Genomic DNA, 14,355 nt, shown 5'->3' with positions numbered 1-14,355 from the left:
CCCCATTTCTGCAAATGACTCAGTTCGGATCCATGCGGCTGATCTTCGATCCTTGCAGACCCATCCCCGCCATCAGGCCCTGCTCGCCAAACGGCACCGCGTACACGTCTTGCGTCAAGGTGGTGGTCGAGATGGTGGCGGCGTAGCCCTGATCCACCACGACCAGGCTTGGCCCCGCCCCCAGACTCCACCCGTCGCTCTGATCCAGGTACGCCAGCGCCGGCTCATTCATGAAGAACAGCGCGTACGAAAACTGCTGGGCGCCGGCCTGGAACCCGAAAGACAGTGCAGATATCGAATAAAACCCTTCGACCTGCCCGCGGCGGATCAATGCGCCCGAGCCGCGCTCGCCGCCGACCAGGAAGCCGCCCTTGATGATGTCGGGAAACACCAGCACCGCGACAGCCTGCTTGCCCAGTTCACGCATGCGTGGATCCTGGGAGTAAAGCTGCTCCAGCGCCGCCATTGCGTCGGCGCCGATCTCGGCCGCCGACGCGGCCCGCGCGGACGGTGAGACGCTGACCAGGGCGGAAAAAGTCAAAAGGCTGGCGCAGAGCCAGCCAAGGAACTTCACAGGCAACACGGACGCGCGATTCATACGGCCTCCCCGGTTAAGAAGGACGCGCGCCGATTGCGCGCGTCCGACCTGCCGGCTCAGTATTCGCAGCCGCCCCGCACGTGTCAATGATCCGTTCTTACCCGTGCGGGCGCGTCCTCATACCTTCGGTGGCGTGGTCTCCCGCTCCGGATGGCGGTGTTTGCCCAGCGCCGCGATGAACGCCTGCGGATCTTCCCCGCCCAGCAGCAGACCGCCATCGTTCGGATCGGGATCGATGCCTGCGGCCGCGTAGACCTGCACGCCGTCGCCGATGCCCATCAGCGTCTTGCCGTGCCGGTAGGCATCCCGCAGGAACTCAAGCGCCCGCCCGTCGGCAGCCAGGAGCGCCGCGGCATCCGCGCCGCCCGCCACCACCGCCCCGTCGAACACGCCGGACGGATGGTTGTCCAGCGACGCATCCGCATCGAACGCGCCGCCGTCGGCGGTCTGGACGGGACCAATGCGCTGACCCACCAGCCGCACGACGGCGCCCGCCTGAATCAGCGCGTCGGCCACCGCGGATACGGATTGGCCATCCACGCCTTCAGCCGCCAGGATGGCGACCTTGCGCGTGGCCACGCTGCCGTCGCCCGGCCGCGCGGTCAGGGACAGCGATGGCGACACCTGCACCTCGGGCTTGGGCGGATTCTTTATGGCGCGCGGCAACGGGTCCGGCAGCGCCATGCCGAGCTGATCGGCCACCCCTTGGGCCAACTCGTCGGACACGTTGCGCAGGGACGCCACCATGCGCTGGCGGATCTGCGGCACGGTCACCTTGCTGAGCTCGAACGCGAAGGCATCGACGATGTGCTTGCGCTCCCAGGCGGTCTGGCTGTCGTAGAACAGCGTGGCCTGGTTGTAGTGCTCGGCAAACTTTTCGGGATGCCCGCGCAATTCATCGCTCGTCACCGGTTCCGGGAACGACACGAAGCCGTCCATGCCCGCCTGGAACGGGCAGCCGCCGGCCAGCGAATTGGGCTCATAGGCCACCCGGCCGCGATGGATGGCCTGGCGGTGCATGCCGTCGCGCTGGTTGTTGTGCACCGGCGCCAGCGGCGCGTTGATGGGAATCTCGTGGAAGTTCGGGCCGCCCAAACGCGAGATCTGCGTGTCGACGTAGGAATGGATGCGGCCAGCCAGCAGAGGGTCATTCGTGAAGTCCACGCCGGGCACCACGTGCGCGGCGCAGAACGCCACCTGCTCGGTCTCGGCAAAGAAGTTGTCGGGGTTGCGGTCAAGCACCATGCGGCCAATCGGCACGACCGGCACCAGTTCCTCGGGCACGATCTTGGTGGCGTCCAGCACGTCGAAGCTGAAACCTTCGGCCTGATCCTCGGTGAAGACCTGCACACCCAGTTCCCATTCGGGGCCATGGCCCGCGTCGATCGCTTCCCACAGATCGCGCCGGTGATAGTCCGGGTCCGCGCCCGACACCTTGACCGCCTCGTTCCACACCTGCGAATGCGTGCCCAAGATCGGGTTCCAGTGGAATTTCACCAGCCGCGATTCGCCCTGCGCGTTGACGAAGCGGAACGTGTGCACGCCAAAGCCCTGCATCATCCGGTAGCTGCGCGGAATCGCGCGGTCCGACATCGCCCACATCAGCATGTGCGTCGATTCAGGCATGAGCGACACGAAGTCCCAGAAGGTGTCGTGCGCGGAAGCCGCCTGCGGCATGCCATGGTGCGGTTCGGGCTTGACCGCGTGAACCAGGTCCGGGAACTTCATTGCGTCCTGGATGAAGAACACCGGCATGTTGTTGCCGACCAGATCCCAGTTGCCCTCGTCCGTGTAGAACTTCACGGCAAAGCCGCGCACGTCGCGCGCCGTATCCTTGGACCCGCGCTCGCCAGCCACGGTCGAAAAGCGCACGAAGACCGGGGTCCGCTTGCCGGCCTCGGCGAACAGCGACGCAGCGGTCAGGTCCGTCAGCGGCTTGTAGCACTCGAAGTAGCCATGGGCCGCCGAGCCGCGCGCGTGCACGATGCGCTCGGGGATGCGCTCGTGGTCGAAATGCGTGATCTTTTCGCGCAGGATGAAGTCCTTCAGCAGCGCCGGCCCGCGCAGCCCTGCTTTCAGCGAGTGCTGGTTGTCGCTCATGCGCACGCCCTGATTGGTGGTCAGGGCTTGGCCGCCGCCGTCCGCGCGCACACGGGGCAACGTACCGTCGTTCTGGTTCACGCCCGGCGTGGCGGCGTCGCCTGTCTTGTCCGACACTTCCTTCTCGGACAGCGAGCTTGCGCCCACGGCGGGGTCCACCGTGCCCACGTGTGCGCCAGCGTAGGGACAGCGCGCGGCCTGCTCGCCGTACTCCGCTTCCTTGTTGGCGTTATGGGGGATGGCGCCTGTGGTGGCGCCCACGGCAGCCGCGCGCTGGAGCGCGGGGTGGGTCGGCTTGCCGGCGGGACCGGTGGCCGGACCGCTGTCGGTATTCATGTAGGCGGTGTCGAGCGCGCCGCCCTTTGCTGGCTTCTTGCTTGCCATGATTTTTTTCTCCTTAATGGGTCAGCATCGTTTCGCGCGCCTGCTCGGCACGGGACGCACCAATCGCGGTTTCCACCTTCTTTACCTCTTCGGGCGGCGGCAGCACGGCCGGGAAGCCCAGCGACTCGATCCACAACTCGCGCGACCAGCCTTGCGTGTGATAAAGGTGATGGTCCTCATCGGTAGCCACGGCGTCATAGGCCTGCTTCAGGATCTTGGCTTCTTCGCCCGATTGCTGCTCGGCAATCAGCCCGATCAGCGACCAGTTGGCGTGGTCCTTGGTCTCTGCCAGCACCACGCATTCGGTCGCCACCAGCTGAGCCGCGGCCGGGTCGCCGGCGTTGATGGCCATCTTCATCGCCCGCACCAGCGATTCGCCCAGGTGACGCACCACGTCGCGGCCCGGCGACTTGGCCTGCGGGTCCATCTTCAGTTGTTCGAACACCGTCAGCAACACACGGCGATGGGTGCGGGTTTCTTCCAGATAGCCCAGCCATTCTTTCTTCAGGTCTTCATTGATGGCACAGCTGACCGCAGTCTCGTAAATGGCAAGGCCGCCGATCTCGGTTTCCAGCGCCTGGTACAGCAGCTCCTTGATCTGGCGGGCGTTTCCGGCTTTGCGTTTCATGGTTGGGCTCCTTGTCGTAGGTCATCAACGATGCGCACGGCGGGCGATCGCTTCCGATGGAGGCGCGAACACAGCAATTCGCGTTCCCGAGGCTGCGTCCGCCGATCCGGGCAGGCGATTGCCGCCGTCCGAGCAGTGGCGGCCCGGAAGCTGTGCAGAAAATACAAAGCGCTCCAAAGCCGGACGCCGCGCCGATTCCCGTAGAATCGGGGGCATTACCCACAACAGCGCAAGGGCGTCGCGCCACCCGGCAGGCACAGCGACCCGCGCAACAAAGCAGCCGCATGACCATGAACGACCTCTGCGCCATCGCGATGGCCTTGCTGCTGACCTACGCCGGCATGGCTTGCCTGGCGCTCGCCACCCCCCGTCACTATCACCAGGTCTGGACGCGCAATCCGCACGCCGGCCACACGCGCGTCCTGCGCGGCGCCGGGGTCCTGTTGATGGGGCTGGCCATCCTTCCCTGCGTGGGCCTGTGGGGCGACGTGCTGGGGATGGCGGTCTGGCTGGGCTGGCTGTCCGCAGGCGCGCTGCTGTGGTTCGGCCTGCTGTCCTGGACCCCGCGGCCGGCAGCCGGCACGGCGGCGGTCGCGGTGGCGATTTCCCTGCTGGGCGTGAGCATCGGCTTCTGATCCGGTCGCGGACCGGGCGCGGCCGCCAGGTACCAGGCCGGCGGCAGGCACCGGGTGCGACCGATCGCCGCATTGCGCAAATTCACGACGGTTTTCGGCCATTTGATGCGGGTCAACCGGCATCCACATCCAGCGGTTCCAGCACCATATGTGGTGATAGAGTCTTCGCACTCCACTACATATGGTGCCAACAATGGAAATCCAACACATCCTCAAGCGCGACGGCCGCGTCGTTGCATTCGATAGCGAGAAGATCGCGCAAGCCATGGCGGCGGCGGGCCAAAGCACCGGGGAGTTGGACCTGCAAGGCGCACGCGCGCTGACCGGCACCGTCATCGCAAAGCTGGACGGCAACGTCTGCCCCGGCGTCGAAACCATTCAGAACCGCGTCGAAGACGTGCTGGTCCAGGCAGGCCACTGGCGCACGGCGCGCGCCTACATCGTCCACCGCGAGCAGCACGCCCGCCTGCGTTCGCTGCGCCATACGCTGGTCGATGTCGAAAGCGCCATGGAAGAGTATCTGGAACAGCGCGATTGGCGCGTCAACGCCAACGCCAATCAGGGCTACAGCCTGGGCGGCCTCATCCTGAACGTCGCCGGCAAGGTCACCGCCAACTACTGGCTGTCCAACGTCTTCACCCCTGAAGCCGGACATGCCCACCGCGAAGGCGACATCCACATCCACGACCTGGACATGCTCAGCGGCTACTGCGCCGGCTGGTCGCTGCGCCAGTTGCTGACCGAAGGCTTCAACGGCATTCCCGGCAAGGTCGAATCCACGCCGCCCAAGCACATGTCGGCCGCCATCGGCCAGATCGTCAACTTCCTGGGCACGCTGCAGAACGAATGGGCCGGCGCGCAGGCGTTCAGCTCGTTCGACACCTACATGGCGCCCTTCATCCGCCGCGACGCGATGACCTATGCGGACGTCAAGCAATCCATCCAGGAACTCATCTTCAACTTGAACGTGCCCAGCCGCTGGGGCACACAAACGCCCTTCACCAACCTCACGTTCGACTGGACCTGCCCGGCCGACCTGAAGGACCAGATCCCTTACGTGGGCGGCGAGGAAATGCCGTTTTCCTACGGCGACCTGCAGGCCGAGATGGACATGATCAACCGCGCGTACATCGAGGTCATGATGGCCGGCGACGCGAAGGGCCGCGTGTTCACGTTCCCCATTCCCACCTACAACATCACGCCCGATTTCGACTGGGACCATCCCAATACCGAGCGCCTCTTTGAAATGACGGCGCGCTACGGATTGCCGTACTTCCAGAACTTCCTGAACTCCGACCTGGAGCCGCACATGGTGCGCTCCATGTGCTGCCGCCTGCAACTCGACCTGCGCGAACTCCTGAAGCGCGGCAACGGCCTCTTCGGTTCGGCCGAGCAGACCGGGTCGGTCGGCGTGGTGACCGTGAACTGCGCCCGGCTGGGCCATACGTGCCGCGGCGACGAAGCGCGGCTGATGGAGCGGCTGGATTACCTGCTGGCGCTGGGCCGCGATGTCCTGGAAACCAAGCGCAAGGTCGTGCAGCGCTACATCGATCAGGGCCTCTACCCCTACACCCGCCGTTACCTGGGCACGCTGCGCAACCACTTCAGCACGCTGGGCGTGAACGGCATCAACGAGATGATCCGCAACTTCACGGACGATGCCGAAGACGTGACCACGCCCGCCGGCCACGCCTTTGCGGTGCGCCTCCTGGACCGCGTGCGCCAGCGCATGACCGAATTCCAGGAAGAAACCGGCCACCTCTACAACCTTGAAGCCACGCCGGCCGAGGGCACCACGTACCGGTTCGCCCGCGAAGACCGCAAGCGCTATCCCGGCATCCTGCAAGCGGGGACGGACGCCCAGCCCTACTACACGAACTCCAGCCAGTTGCCGGTGGGCTACACGGACGATCCCTTCCACGCGCTGCAACTGCAGGAAACGCTGCAAAGCAAGTACACGGGCGGCACCGTGCTGCACCTGTACATGAACGAAGCCGTCTCCACCGCCGAGGCCTGCAAGCAACTCGTGCGCCGCGCGCTCACCAACTTCCGCCTGCCGTACATCACGGTCACGCCCACGTTCTCCATCTGCCCGAATCACGGCTACCTGGCCGGGCACCACGAGTTCTGCCCCAAGTGCGATACAGAACTGCTGGCCAAGCAATCGTCTTGCTGCACCCCGGCCTAGCGTTGCCGGGATCCGGGGCGGTGCGCAACCTTCCGGCGCGCGCCGTCCTTTACCCGCCGGGCAAGCGTCCGGCATCACTTTCCGAGGAAAACCTATGCAAACCTTGACCGCTCCCGTCGCCGCGTCCGCTCCCGCTGTCCAACTGGACGACAGCCAGCGCGTGCGCTGCGAAGTCTGGACCCGGGTGATGGGCTACCACCGCCCGGTTTCTTCCTTCAACACCGGCAAACAGGGCGAATTCAATGAGCGCCGCTTCTTCGTCGAACGCAGTGCCTGAAGGCGGATCGCCCCAGGGCAACTCGCAGGCCGGCGGCGCCGGCCGGCCCGCCGCCCAGGCCATTCGCCTGCTGGCGGATCGGCCGGCCTATGCCGCACCGCCGCAGCCGGTTATCCAGCCCCTGCCCCGGCACTCGCCCGCCGTGGGCGGGCTGGTGCCTTTTTCCACCGTCGACTGGCCCGGCCAGTTGGCGGCGGTGGTCTTCATTTCGGGCTGCCCGTGGCGCTGCCACTATTGCCACAACGTCGAACTCCAGACGCGCGCCGCCCGCTACGACTGGCGCGAGGTCCGCGCCTTCCTCGAAACCCGCAAGGGCCTCCTGGACGCCGTTGTGTTCTCCGGCGGCGAGCCGCTGAGCGAGCCGCGCCTTCCCGCCATGATCCGCGACGTCAAACGCATGGGCTACCGCGTGGGCCTGCACACCGCGGGTATCTACCCGCTACGGCTGGCCGACGTGCTGCGTCATCTGGACTGGGTGGGCATGGACATCAAGGCGGACGCCAAGGGTTACGACGACATCACGGGCCGGCGCGATTCCCAGCGACCGGCGCTGGCGTGCCTGACGCAGTTGCTGTCCGCCGGACTGGATTTCGAATGCCGCATCACGTGGCATCCCGACTGGCTGGACGAATCGCGGCTGATGGCGCTGGCGCGGGAACTGGCCCGCCGCGGCGTGCGCCGCTTTGCAGTGCAGGCCGCACGCGCCGCGCCCGGCGCACCCATCGCGCGGGCGCTCAGCAACCAGGCGCAGGGTGAGCTGCGGCAGGCCTTTCAGGAATTCTCCTATCGCTGATCCAGATGGGCAGCCAGGGTGGCGTGGAACCGCGGCGACACCACGGCGCCCACATTGCAGCGGGACCACGGCGACACCGCCGTGGGATCCACGCTGAACACGCGGCCCGGCGCCATGATGACCTTCTCGGGCATCAGCGCCGCGGCCAGCGTCAGCGAATCCGCCACGCCGGGAAACGCAGCCCACAGATACAACGAACTGGTCGGCCGCGTGAACACCTGCGCGCCCAGCGAATCCAGCACCTGCAACGCCTGGCCGGTCGCAGCTTCCAGCCGCTGCCGCAGCCGCACCAGATGCCGCTCGTAATGGCCCTCGCGCAGCATCACGTCCACCATGCGCTCGCAATATTCAGAACTGCTGACGTGCACCAGCGCCTTCAGATCGGCCAGGTCGCTTGCCAGCGCGGCGTTGCACGCGATGAAACCCACGCGCAACGCCGCCGAGAAAGACTTCGAGAAGCTACCAATGTAGATGGTGCGCTCAAGCTGATCCAGCGCCGACAGCCTGACCGACGACGTGGGCTTGAAGTCCGCCAGGGGGTCGTTTTCGACCACCATCAGATTGTAGCGCTCTGACAGTTGCAGGATCTTGTAGGCCTTGGCGGGCGACATGTCCGAGCCGGTGGGATTGTGCGCGATCGACTGCGTAAAGAAGAGGCGCGGCTTTTCGCGCTGCAGCAACGATTCCAGTGCAACGACGTCCGGCCCGTCAGGCAGGCGCGGCACGCCCAGCATTCGCACGCCGGCCAGCTTCAGCTTGCCAAAGAGCGGGTAGTAGCCGGGATTGTCCACCAGCACCGTCGACCCCGGCGGCAGGAAGTAGCGGATCACCAGATCCATTGCCTCGTTGGCGCCATGCGTCAGCACCAGTTGCGACGGCGCGGTGTTGATGCCCACGTCGCCCAGCTTGCGGACCAGGCTTTCGCGCAGCGGCGCATAGCCAAATCGGCTGCCGTAGCGGAACAGCGCGCCCAGCCCCGTGCGCACCACCTTCTGGTGATAGCGATCCATGCGCATGTCCGCCAGCCACTCCACCGGCGGAAAGCCGTCGCCCACGGCGACCGCATCCGGTTGGGTCTTGAGCTGTTCGCGCATCAGCCACACGATGTCCATCGCCCGGCTCAATTGCCCCGGCTCTTCGTCCGCGGCCGGGCGCGCGTGATCGACGTCCAGCACGTAAAAGCCCGAGCCACGCCGGGGTTCGACCAGCCCGCGCGCCACCAGCATTTCAAACGCCACCACGACTGTGTTCTTGGCGTAGCGGTGCAGTTGCGCCAGCTCGCGCAAGGACGGCAGCTTGTCGCCCGCGCGGTAGACGCCGTCGGCGATCTGCTGGCCGATCAGGTTGGCCAGGCTCTCGGCGATGGGCGCCGCGCGCTGCGGCCTGCCCGGCGAATTGGCGTCATCCACGTTGCGATCCCCGTCTTGTCGTTGCCAAAATTGGTGCAGTGCGATGGTACTGTTTGCCCAAACTGTACCTCTGAATAGCGGTACAGTTTACCTAGAATCAGGCCACTCGATTCTTATACGGAGACACGCCATCGTGGCTGATTCACGCCTGCCCAACTTCCGGGCCCTCACCCCCGCCCAACGCCTGGCCTTCATTGCCGACGCCGCCTCGCTCACCGATGAAGAGCGCCAAATGCTGGGCGAGCCCGGCGCGCTGAACCTGGCCCGCGCCGACGGCATGATCGAAAACGTCCTGGGGACGTTCGAGCTGCCGCTGGGCGTGGCGGGCAACTTCCAGGTCAATGGCCGCGACGTGCTGGTGCCGATGGCCGTGGAAGAGCCGTCCGTGGTGGCGGCCGCCTCGTTCATGGCCAAGCTGGCGCGCGAAGGCGGCGGCTTCGAGACGTCCAGCACCCGCCCGCTCATGCGCGCACAGGTGCAGGTCCTGGGCCTGACCGACCCGCATGGCGCGCGCCTTGCTCTGCTGCGCGAACGCGAACGCATCCTGACGCTGGCCAACAGCCGCGACAAGGTGCTGATCGAACTGGGCGGCGGCTGCCAGGACATCGAGGTCCACGTGTTCCCGGACACGCCGCGCGGCCCGATGATCGTGATGCACCTGATCGTCGACGTGCGCGACGCCATGGGCGCCAACACCGTCAACACCATGGCCGAGGCCGTGGCCCCGCTGGTCGAGGAAATTGTCGGCGGCTCGGTCCGCCTGCGCATCCTGTCCAACCTGGCCGACCTGCGGCTGGCCCGCGCCCGCGTGCGCCTGACGCCGCAGACGCTGGACACCAAGGAGCGCAGCGGCGCCGAGATCATCGAAGGCGTGCTGGACGCTTACACGTTCGCCGCCATCGACCCGTACCGCGCCGCGACGCACAACAAGGGGATCATGAACGGCATCGACCCGGTCATCGTCGCCACCGGCAACGATTGGCGCGCGGTCGAGGCCGGCGCGCACGCCTATGCCGCCCGCTCGGGCCGCTACACGTCGCTGACCCACTGGGAAAAGGACACGTCGGGCGCGCTGGTCGGCAGCATCGAAATGCCCATGCCTGTGGGCCTGGTCGGTGGCGCCACCAAGACCCATCCGCTGGCGCGGCTTGCGCTCAAGATCATGGACGTGCGCTCGGCGCAGGAGTTGGGCGAAGTCGCCGTGGCCGTCGGCCTGGCGCAGAATCTGGGCGCGCTGCGGGCGCTGGCCACCGAAGGCATCCAGCGCGGCCACATGGCGCTGCACGCCCGCAACATCGCGCTGGTGGCCGGCGCCACGGGCGCGGAGATCGACGAGGTCGCCAAGCGCATGGCCGCGGAAAAAGACGTCCGCACCGACCGCGCGCTGGCCTTGCTGGAGGAGCTGCGCGCGTCCCGATAACCCGCACGGCGAGTACCCGAGGCGGCGCCGGTCACCCCGCGCGCCGTCCGATAAACACAGGAGAGAGACATGAAACAAAGCCCACAGGCGCCGTCCACGCGCCTGGCTGAAGTCTGGAGCGACACCGTGGATCTCAGGCATCTGGCCTGGGCCATCGGCATTGGGATCTCGGTCAGCGTGGCCGGCTTCTTTGCCGCCAGCCGCTGGCTGCGCGGCGTGGTGGCGTCACCCGAGCTTGCGCACGCGTACGCGATGCTGGCCGGGCTGGCGGGCTGCGTGCTGGCTGGCGTGATCTGCGCCCGACTGTTCCCGCCCAAACGCGAGGTCGTCGAGCACAGCGCCACGCACGATCCTGCCTGGCGCGCCGAAGTGCTGGCCGAACTGGCCGAACAGCCCGGCGGCCTGGGCACGCTGGCGGACCTGCCCGAGGCCGTGGTGCGCGAGCTGAAGGAACTGGACCTGTACGACCTGTTCGCGCAGCCGGCGGCGCCCGCCGTCTCTGCCGCTGCCGCCGATGTTGCCGACCCCCGGCGCGGCGCCGCCAAGGAGGCCTTGGCATGAGCCCCGAACTGCTTGAACAAATCATGGTGGCTGCGGGCATGGGCCTGTTGGGCGCGGTCGTGTTTGCGGCCATTGGCCTGGTGTCCGGCACCGACGAAACCACGACGCTGGCGCCGCTGACCCTGCTGGTGGTGCTGCTGGGCGTGCCGCCCGCCGGCGTCTTCACGTTCTTTCTGGCGGGCGCGGTGGCCAAGCATATGACGCACGCCGTGCCGACCGCGCTGCTGGGCATCCCGGGCGACACCCTGGCCACGCCGCTGCTGCAGGACGCGAACATGCTGCGCAAGCTGGGCGTGCCGCACATTGCGCTGCGCAAGATGGTGTCCGGCGCCATCGTCGCCGCCTTTGTCGCGGTGCCGCTGGCGGTGCTGTTCGCCGTGCTGCTGGCGCCGTTCGGCGCCGCCATCACCAAGTCCGCCCCATGGATCTTCCTGGCCGCCGCATTGCTGATCGCGTATTTTTCCGCGGGGCGCTGGGCGGCGGTGGCGCTGCTGGTGCCGTTCGTCATGGTGATCATTGCGCTGCAAAGCCTGACGGCCAAGTACGGCGTCAAGCTCAGCATCAGCTACTTCCTGGGCATCGCCATCGGACCGCTGATCGCCGACCTGTTCACCGTGCTGTCGCCGCAAGGCCGCGGCAAGATGATGCGCGACAAGGTGCGCACGTTCTCGCTGGCGCCTGACGTAAAGGGCTGGTCGGGCTACTTTCCGAACCCGCTGAAAGTCATGGACCGGGTGCAGACGCGCTGGACGCTTGCCACCGCAGCCGTGTCCAGCGCCACCTTCGTGTTCAGCCCGGTCGCCATGACCGTCGTGCTGGGCGAGCTGGTGGGTTCGCGCGTCAAGCACGCCTATCACCGGCTGACGACGGTGCTGAGCGCGCGCAACGGCGTGACCGAGGCCACCTACATCGCCGAGGCCCTGATTCCGCTGATCGCCTTCGGCCTGCCCCTGAGCCCCGTGGCGGCGGGACCGGCCGCGCCGCTCTTTAACGCGCCGCCGCGGTTCACGGTGGATTCGGCAACCGGCCAGACGCACAACCTGCACAACCTGCTGAGCCATTGGGAATTCCTGGGTTACGGCATGCTGGCGGTGCTGCTGGCGGCAGTGGTGTCCTACCCCTTCGCCATGAACTTCGCGCGCCGCGCCGCGCTGTTCGTGTCGCGCCGCGTCAGTCACGAGGCCATCATCGCCACGTTTGTCGGCCTGATCATCGTGATCAGCGTCTGGGAAGGCCAATTCCTGGGCCTGCTCGTCATCCTGACCATGGGCCTCATCGGCGGCCTGCTGTCGCGCCTGTTCGGCTTCAATACCGGCGTGCAGTTCATGGGCTACTACACCGCCGTGCTGTCCGTGCCGGCGATCATCAAGCTGCTGGGATAAAAACGTGACGGATGGGCGGGAGCTGTCTGGCCCCCGCCCATTGCCGCACCACTTGATCCTTCGCAAGGCGGCGCTCCCCACGTTGCTCTAGCCTCTGCTCTCTTGACCAGAGGAAAGACTCATATCATGACGTGGTTCAAATCACTCACCCTCGCCGGACGCGAGTTGCTGCCCATCGTGCAGGGCGGCATGGGCGTTGGCGTATCCGCCCATCGCCTGGCCGGCGCGGTTGCCAGCCAGAACGCCGTGGGCACCATTGCCAGCGTCGATTTGCGCCATCACCACGCCGATCTCGTGGAAAAAACCGAAAAATGTAATGACCGCGACACGATCGACACCGCCAACCGCGAGGCCCTGCATCGGGAGGTCCGCGCCGCGCTCGATACGGCGCAAGGGCGCGGCCTGGTGGCGGTAAACGTCATGAAAGCGGTGCGCGACCATCCCGCGCTGGTGCGCCAGGCCTGCGAAAGCGGCGCCGAGGCCATCGTCATGGGCGCCGGCCTGCCGCTCGACCTGCCTGAAATGACGGCCGATTTCCCCAAAGTGGCGCTGGTGCCCATTCTCTCCGAAGCGCGCGGCGTTGCAGCAGTGCTGAAAAAGTGGATGAAAAAGGGCCGTCTGGCCGACGCCGTCGTCATCGAACACCCGGGTTATGCGGGCGGCCACCTGGGCGCTGCACGAATCGACGACCTGCACAGCGAACGCTTCGATTTCAAAAAGGTGCTGGCCGATTGCCACGCCCTTTTCACTGAACTGCAACTGGGCCGTGACGCCCCCCGCCTGATCGTCGCGGGCGGCGTCGGCAGCCACGAACAGGTCCGCCACTGGCTCAGCAACGGCGCCGATGGCGTGCAGGTCGGCACCGCGTTCGCCGTCACCCACGAAGGCGACGCCCACGAAAACTTCAAGCGCGTCCTGATCGACGCCGACCCCGCCGAACTGGCGGAATTCACCAGCGTGGCCGGCCTGCCGGCACGTGCGGTCGCCACGCCGTGGCTGACGCGCTACCTTCGCCAGGAAGGCACGCTGCAAGCCAACACCCGTGCCGATCCGCGCCGCTGCAGCCAGCGTATGGACTGCCTGACGCAATGCGGCCTGCGCGACGGCATCGCCAAGTTCGGCCAATTCTGCATCGACCTGAAACTCGCGGCCGCGATGCGTGGCGAAGTCAGCCGCGGTCTTTTCTTCCGCGGCGCGTCCAAACTGCCGTTCGGCAATGCCATGCGTTCCGTGCGCGAACTGATGGATTACCTGCTGCACGGCGAGATGCCCGCCGCGGCATAGGTCGGCAGCCCCTCTCAGATGATCTCCGGCAGCCGCCGCAGATCGTCGATCACTTCAAAGGCGCCCTCGTCCAGCAACCGCTGCCGCTGCTGCGGTCCGTTGTGCGAGGCGCCCACAAACCCCACCGCCCGCATGCGCGCCGCGCGGGCAGCGCGCACACCCGGCACGCTGTCCTCGACCACGACGCAATCCAGCACCGCGGCCCGCATCTGCCGCGCTGCGTACAGAAAAACATCCGGCGCCGGCTTGCCCTTGGCCACCTGCGCCGTGCTGAACACATGCGGTGCAAACGTCTCCCACAGACCCACCATCTTGAGCGCGGCCTCCAGCTTGGCCGGCATGCTGCTGGACGCGACGCACAGGTCCAGCCCGCGTTCCTTCAATACCTTCAGCGTCTCGTGCACGTGCGGCAAGGGGCGCAGTTCGGTGCGGAACGTGCGATCCAGCCGATCGGCATACTGGCGCGCGAAGCCTTCGGGCAACGCGCAGGCGTGCTCGGCCTGCAACGTGCGCCACATGTCCGCATCCGGAATGCCGGCAAAGCGTAGCGCGGCCTCTTCGGGCGTGATGGCGATGCCGTGTTCGGCCAGGGCGCTGGATTGGGCGCGCGCGGCGATGATTTCGCTGTCGATCAGGACGCCATCGCAATCAAAGATGACCAGGCGCGGGGCGGGCGTGTGCATGTAACCTCCAACG

13 protein-coding genes are annotated in these 14,355 nt (G+C 66.7%); 8 read left to right on the top strand and 5 right to left on the bottom strand.

Going from position 1 to position 14,355, the window contains the following annotated elements:
• Window positions 1-19: 19 nt before the first annotated feature.
• The 3 genes from MHZ91_RS04660 to MHZ91_RS04650 form a co-directional block, all read right to left on the bottom strand.
• The gene (locus MHZ91_RS04660; protein ID WP_239212674.1) at window positions 20-598 is read right to left on the bottom strand and encodes a YSC84-related protein; all 579 of its coding nucleotides are present in this window, start codon (window positions 596-598) and stop codon (window positions 20-22) included.
• A gap of 117 nt (window positions 599-715) precedes the next feature.
• A complete protein-coding gene (locus tag MHZ91_RS04655; RefSeq protein WP_239212673.1) occupies window positions 716-3,082 on the bottom strand; it encodes a catalase in 2,367 nt (788 codons plus the stop codon).
• Between the two features lie 13 nt (window positions 3,083-3,095).
• Window positions 3,096-3,710, bottom strand: a complete 615-nt coding sequence (locus MHZ91_RS04650; RefSeq protein ID WP_239212672.1) for a hypothetical protein — start codon at window positions 3,708-3,710, stop codon at window positions 3,096-3,098.
• A 290-nt stretch (window positions 3,711-4,000) separates the two neighbouring features.
• Between MHZ91_RS04650 and MHZ91_RS04645 the strand changes: the two genes are divergently transcribed.
• The 4 genes from MHZ91_RS04645 to MHZ91_RS04630 all read left to right on the top strand — a co-directional run bounded on the left by MHZ91_RS04645 (window position 4,001) and on the right by MHZ91_RS04630 (window position 7,603).
• A complete protein-coding gene (locus tag MHZ91_RS04645; RefSeq protein WP_239212671.1) occupies window positions 4,001-4,345 on the top strand; it encodes a DUF3325 domain-containing protein in 345 nt (114 codons plus the stop codon).
• Between the two features lie 193 nt (window positions 4,346-4,538).
• Complete coding sequence (locus tag MHZ91_RS04640; protein WP_239212670.1) at window positions 4,539-6,533, top strand: ribonucleoside triphosphate reductase; 1,995 nt, start codon at window positions 4,539-4,541, stop codon at window positions 6,531-6,533.
• Between the two features lie 94 nt (window positions 6,534-6,627).
• Entirely contained in the window at window positions 6,628-6,810 is a 183-nt protein-coding gene (gene nrdD / locus MHZ91_RS04635) for an anaerobic ribonucleoside-triphosphate reductase (protein ID WP_175121277.1), read from the top strand.
• Window positions 6,776-7,603 carry an anaerobic ribonucleoside-triphosphate reductase activating protein gene (locus MHZ91_RS04630; RefSeq protein WP_239212668.1) on the top strand — a complete coding sequence of 276 codons (828 nt, stop codon included), beginning with the start codon at window positions 6,776-6,778 and terminating at the stop codon, window positions 7,601-7,603. Before nrdD ends, MHZ91_RS04630 begins: the two co-directional genes overlap by 35 nt.
• On the opposite strand, the gene MHZ91_RS04625 is transcribed toward MHZ91_RS04630, so the two are convergent.
• A complete protein-coding gene (locus MHZ91_RS04625; protein WP_239212666.1) occupies window positions 7,594-9,012 on the bottom strand; it encodes a PLP-dependent aminotransferase family protein in 1,419 nt (472 codons plus the stop codon). The two genes, MHZ91_RS04630 and MHZ91_RS04625, sit on opposite strands and share 10 nt — an antisense overlap.
• Window positions 9,013-9,142: 130 nt before the next feature.
• Here MHZ91_RS04625 and MHZ91_RS04620 point away from each other — a divergent pair, with 130 nt between their 5' ends.
• The 4 genes from MHZ91_RS04620 (at window position 9,143) to MHZ91_RS04605 (ending at window position 13,659) form a co-directional block, all read left to right on the top strand.
• Window positions 9,143-10,432, top strand: coding sequence for a hydroxymethylglutaryl-CoA reductase, degradative (locus tag MHZ91_RS04620; protein WP_175121966.1), 1,290 nt, complete (start codon window positions 9,143-9,145; stop codon window positions 10,430-10,432).
• A 69-nt stretch (window positions 10,433-10,501) separates the two neighbouring features.
• Window positions 10,502-10,993 (top strand): hypothetical protein, encoded by a 492-nt coding sequence (locus tag MHZ91_RS04615; RefSeq protein ID WP_239212665.1) that lies wholly within the window; start codon window positions 10,502-10,504, stop codon window positions 10,991-10,993.
• Window positions 10,990-12,375, top strand: a complete 1,386-nt coding sequence (locus MHZ91_RS04610; RefSeq protein WP_239212664.1) for a tripartite tricarboxylate transporter permease — start codon at window positions 10,990-10,992, stop codon at window positions 12,373-12,375. The genes MHZ91_RS04615 and MHZ91_RS04610 overlap by 4 nt, the downstream gene beginning before the upstream one ends.
• Before the next feature lie 126 nt (window positions 12,376-12,501).
• Complete coding sequence (locus tag MHZ91_RS04605; protein ID WP_218344115.1) at window positions 12,502-13,659, top strand: nitronate monooxygenase family protein; 1,158 nt, start codon at window positions 12,502-12,504, stop codon at window positions 13,657-13,659.
• 14 nt (window positions 13,660-13,673) lie between these two features.
• Here MHZ91_RS04605 and MHZ91_RS04600 read toward each other — a convergent pair whose 3' ends face one another.
• Entirely contained in the window at window positions 13,674-14,342 is a 669-nt protein-coding gene (locus MHZ91_RS04600) for an HAD family phosphatase (protein WP_175121271.1), read from the bottom strand.
• Window positions 14,343-14,355 lie beyond the last annotated feature (13 nt).

The sequence above is a fragment of the Achromobacter sp. ACRQX genome, from assembly GCF_022346505.1.
GTDB classification, from domain to species: domain Bacteria; phylum Pseudomonadota; class Gammaproteobacteria; order Burkholderiales; family Burkholderiaceae_B; genus Achromobacter; species Achromobacter animicus.
Note: the sequence above shows the minus strand (reverse complement) of the source record. Positions and strands in the feature narration are given on the sequence as shown.

Coding starts and splice junctions, on each gene's coding strand:
- MHZ91_RS04660 (WP_239212674.1), bottom strand. CDS start 598: ATGAATCGCGCGTCCGTGTTGCCTGTGAAGTTCCTTGGCTGGCTCTGC.
- MHZ91_RS04655 (WP_239212673.1), bottom strand. CDS start 3,082: ATGGCAAGCAAGAAGCCAGCAAAGGGCGGCGCGCTCGACACCGCCTAC.
- MHZ91_RS04650 (WP_239212672.1), bottom strand. CDS start 3,710: ATGAAACGCAAAGCCGGAAACGCCCGCCAGATCAAGGAGCTGCTGTAC.
- MHZ91_RS04645 (WP_239212671.1), top strand. CDS start 4,001: ATGAACGACCTCTGCGCCATCGCGATGGCCTTGCTGCTGACCTACGCC.
- MHZ91_RS04640 (WP_239212670.1), top strand. CDS start 4,539: ATGGAAATCCAACACATCCTCAAGCGCGACGGCCGCGTCGTTGCATTC.
- nrdD (WP_175121277.1), top strand. CDS start 6,628: ATGCAAACCTTGACCGCTCCCGTCGCCGCGTCCGCTCCCGCTGTCCAA.
- MHZ91_RS04630 (WP_239212668.1), top strand. CDS start 6,776: ATGAGCGCCGCTTCTTCGTCGAACGCAGTGCCTGAAGGCGGATCGCCC.
- MHZ91_RS04615 (WP_239212665.1), top strand. CDS start 10,502: ATGAAACAAAGCCCACAGGCGCCGTCCACGCGCCTGGCTGAAGTCTGG.
- MHZ91_RS04610 (WP_239212664.1), top strand. CDS start 10,990: ATGAGCCCCGAACTGCTTGAACAAATCATGGTGGCTGCGGGCATGGGC.
- MHZ91_RS04605 (WP_218344115.1), top strand. CDS start 12,502: ATGACGTGGTTCAAATCACTCACCCTCGCCGGACGCGAGTTGCTGCCC.
- MHZ91_RS04600 (WP_175121271.1), bottom strand. CDS start 14,342: ATGCACACGCCCGCCCCGCGCCTGGTCATCTTTGATTGCGATGGCGTC.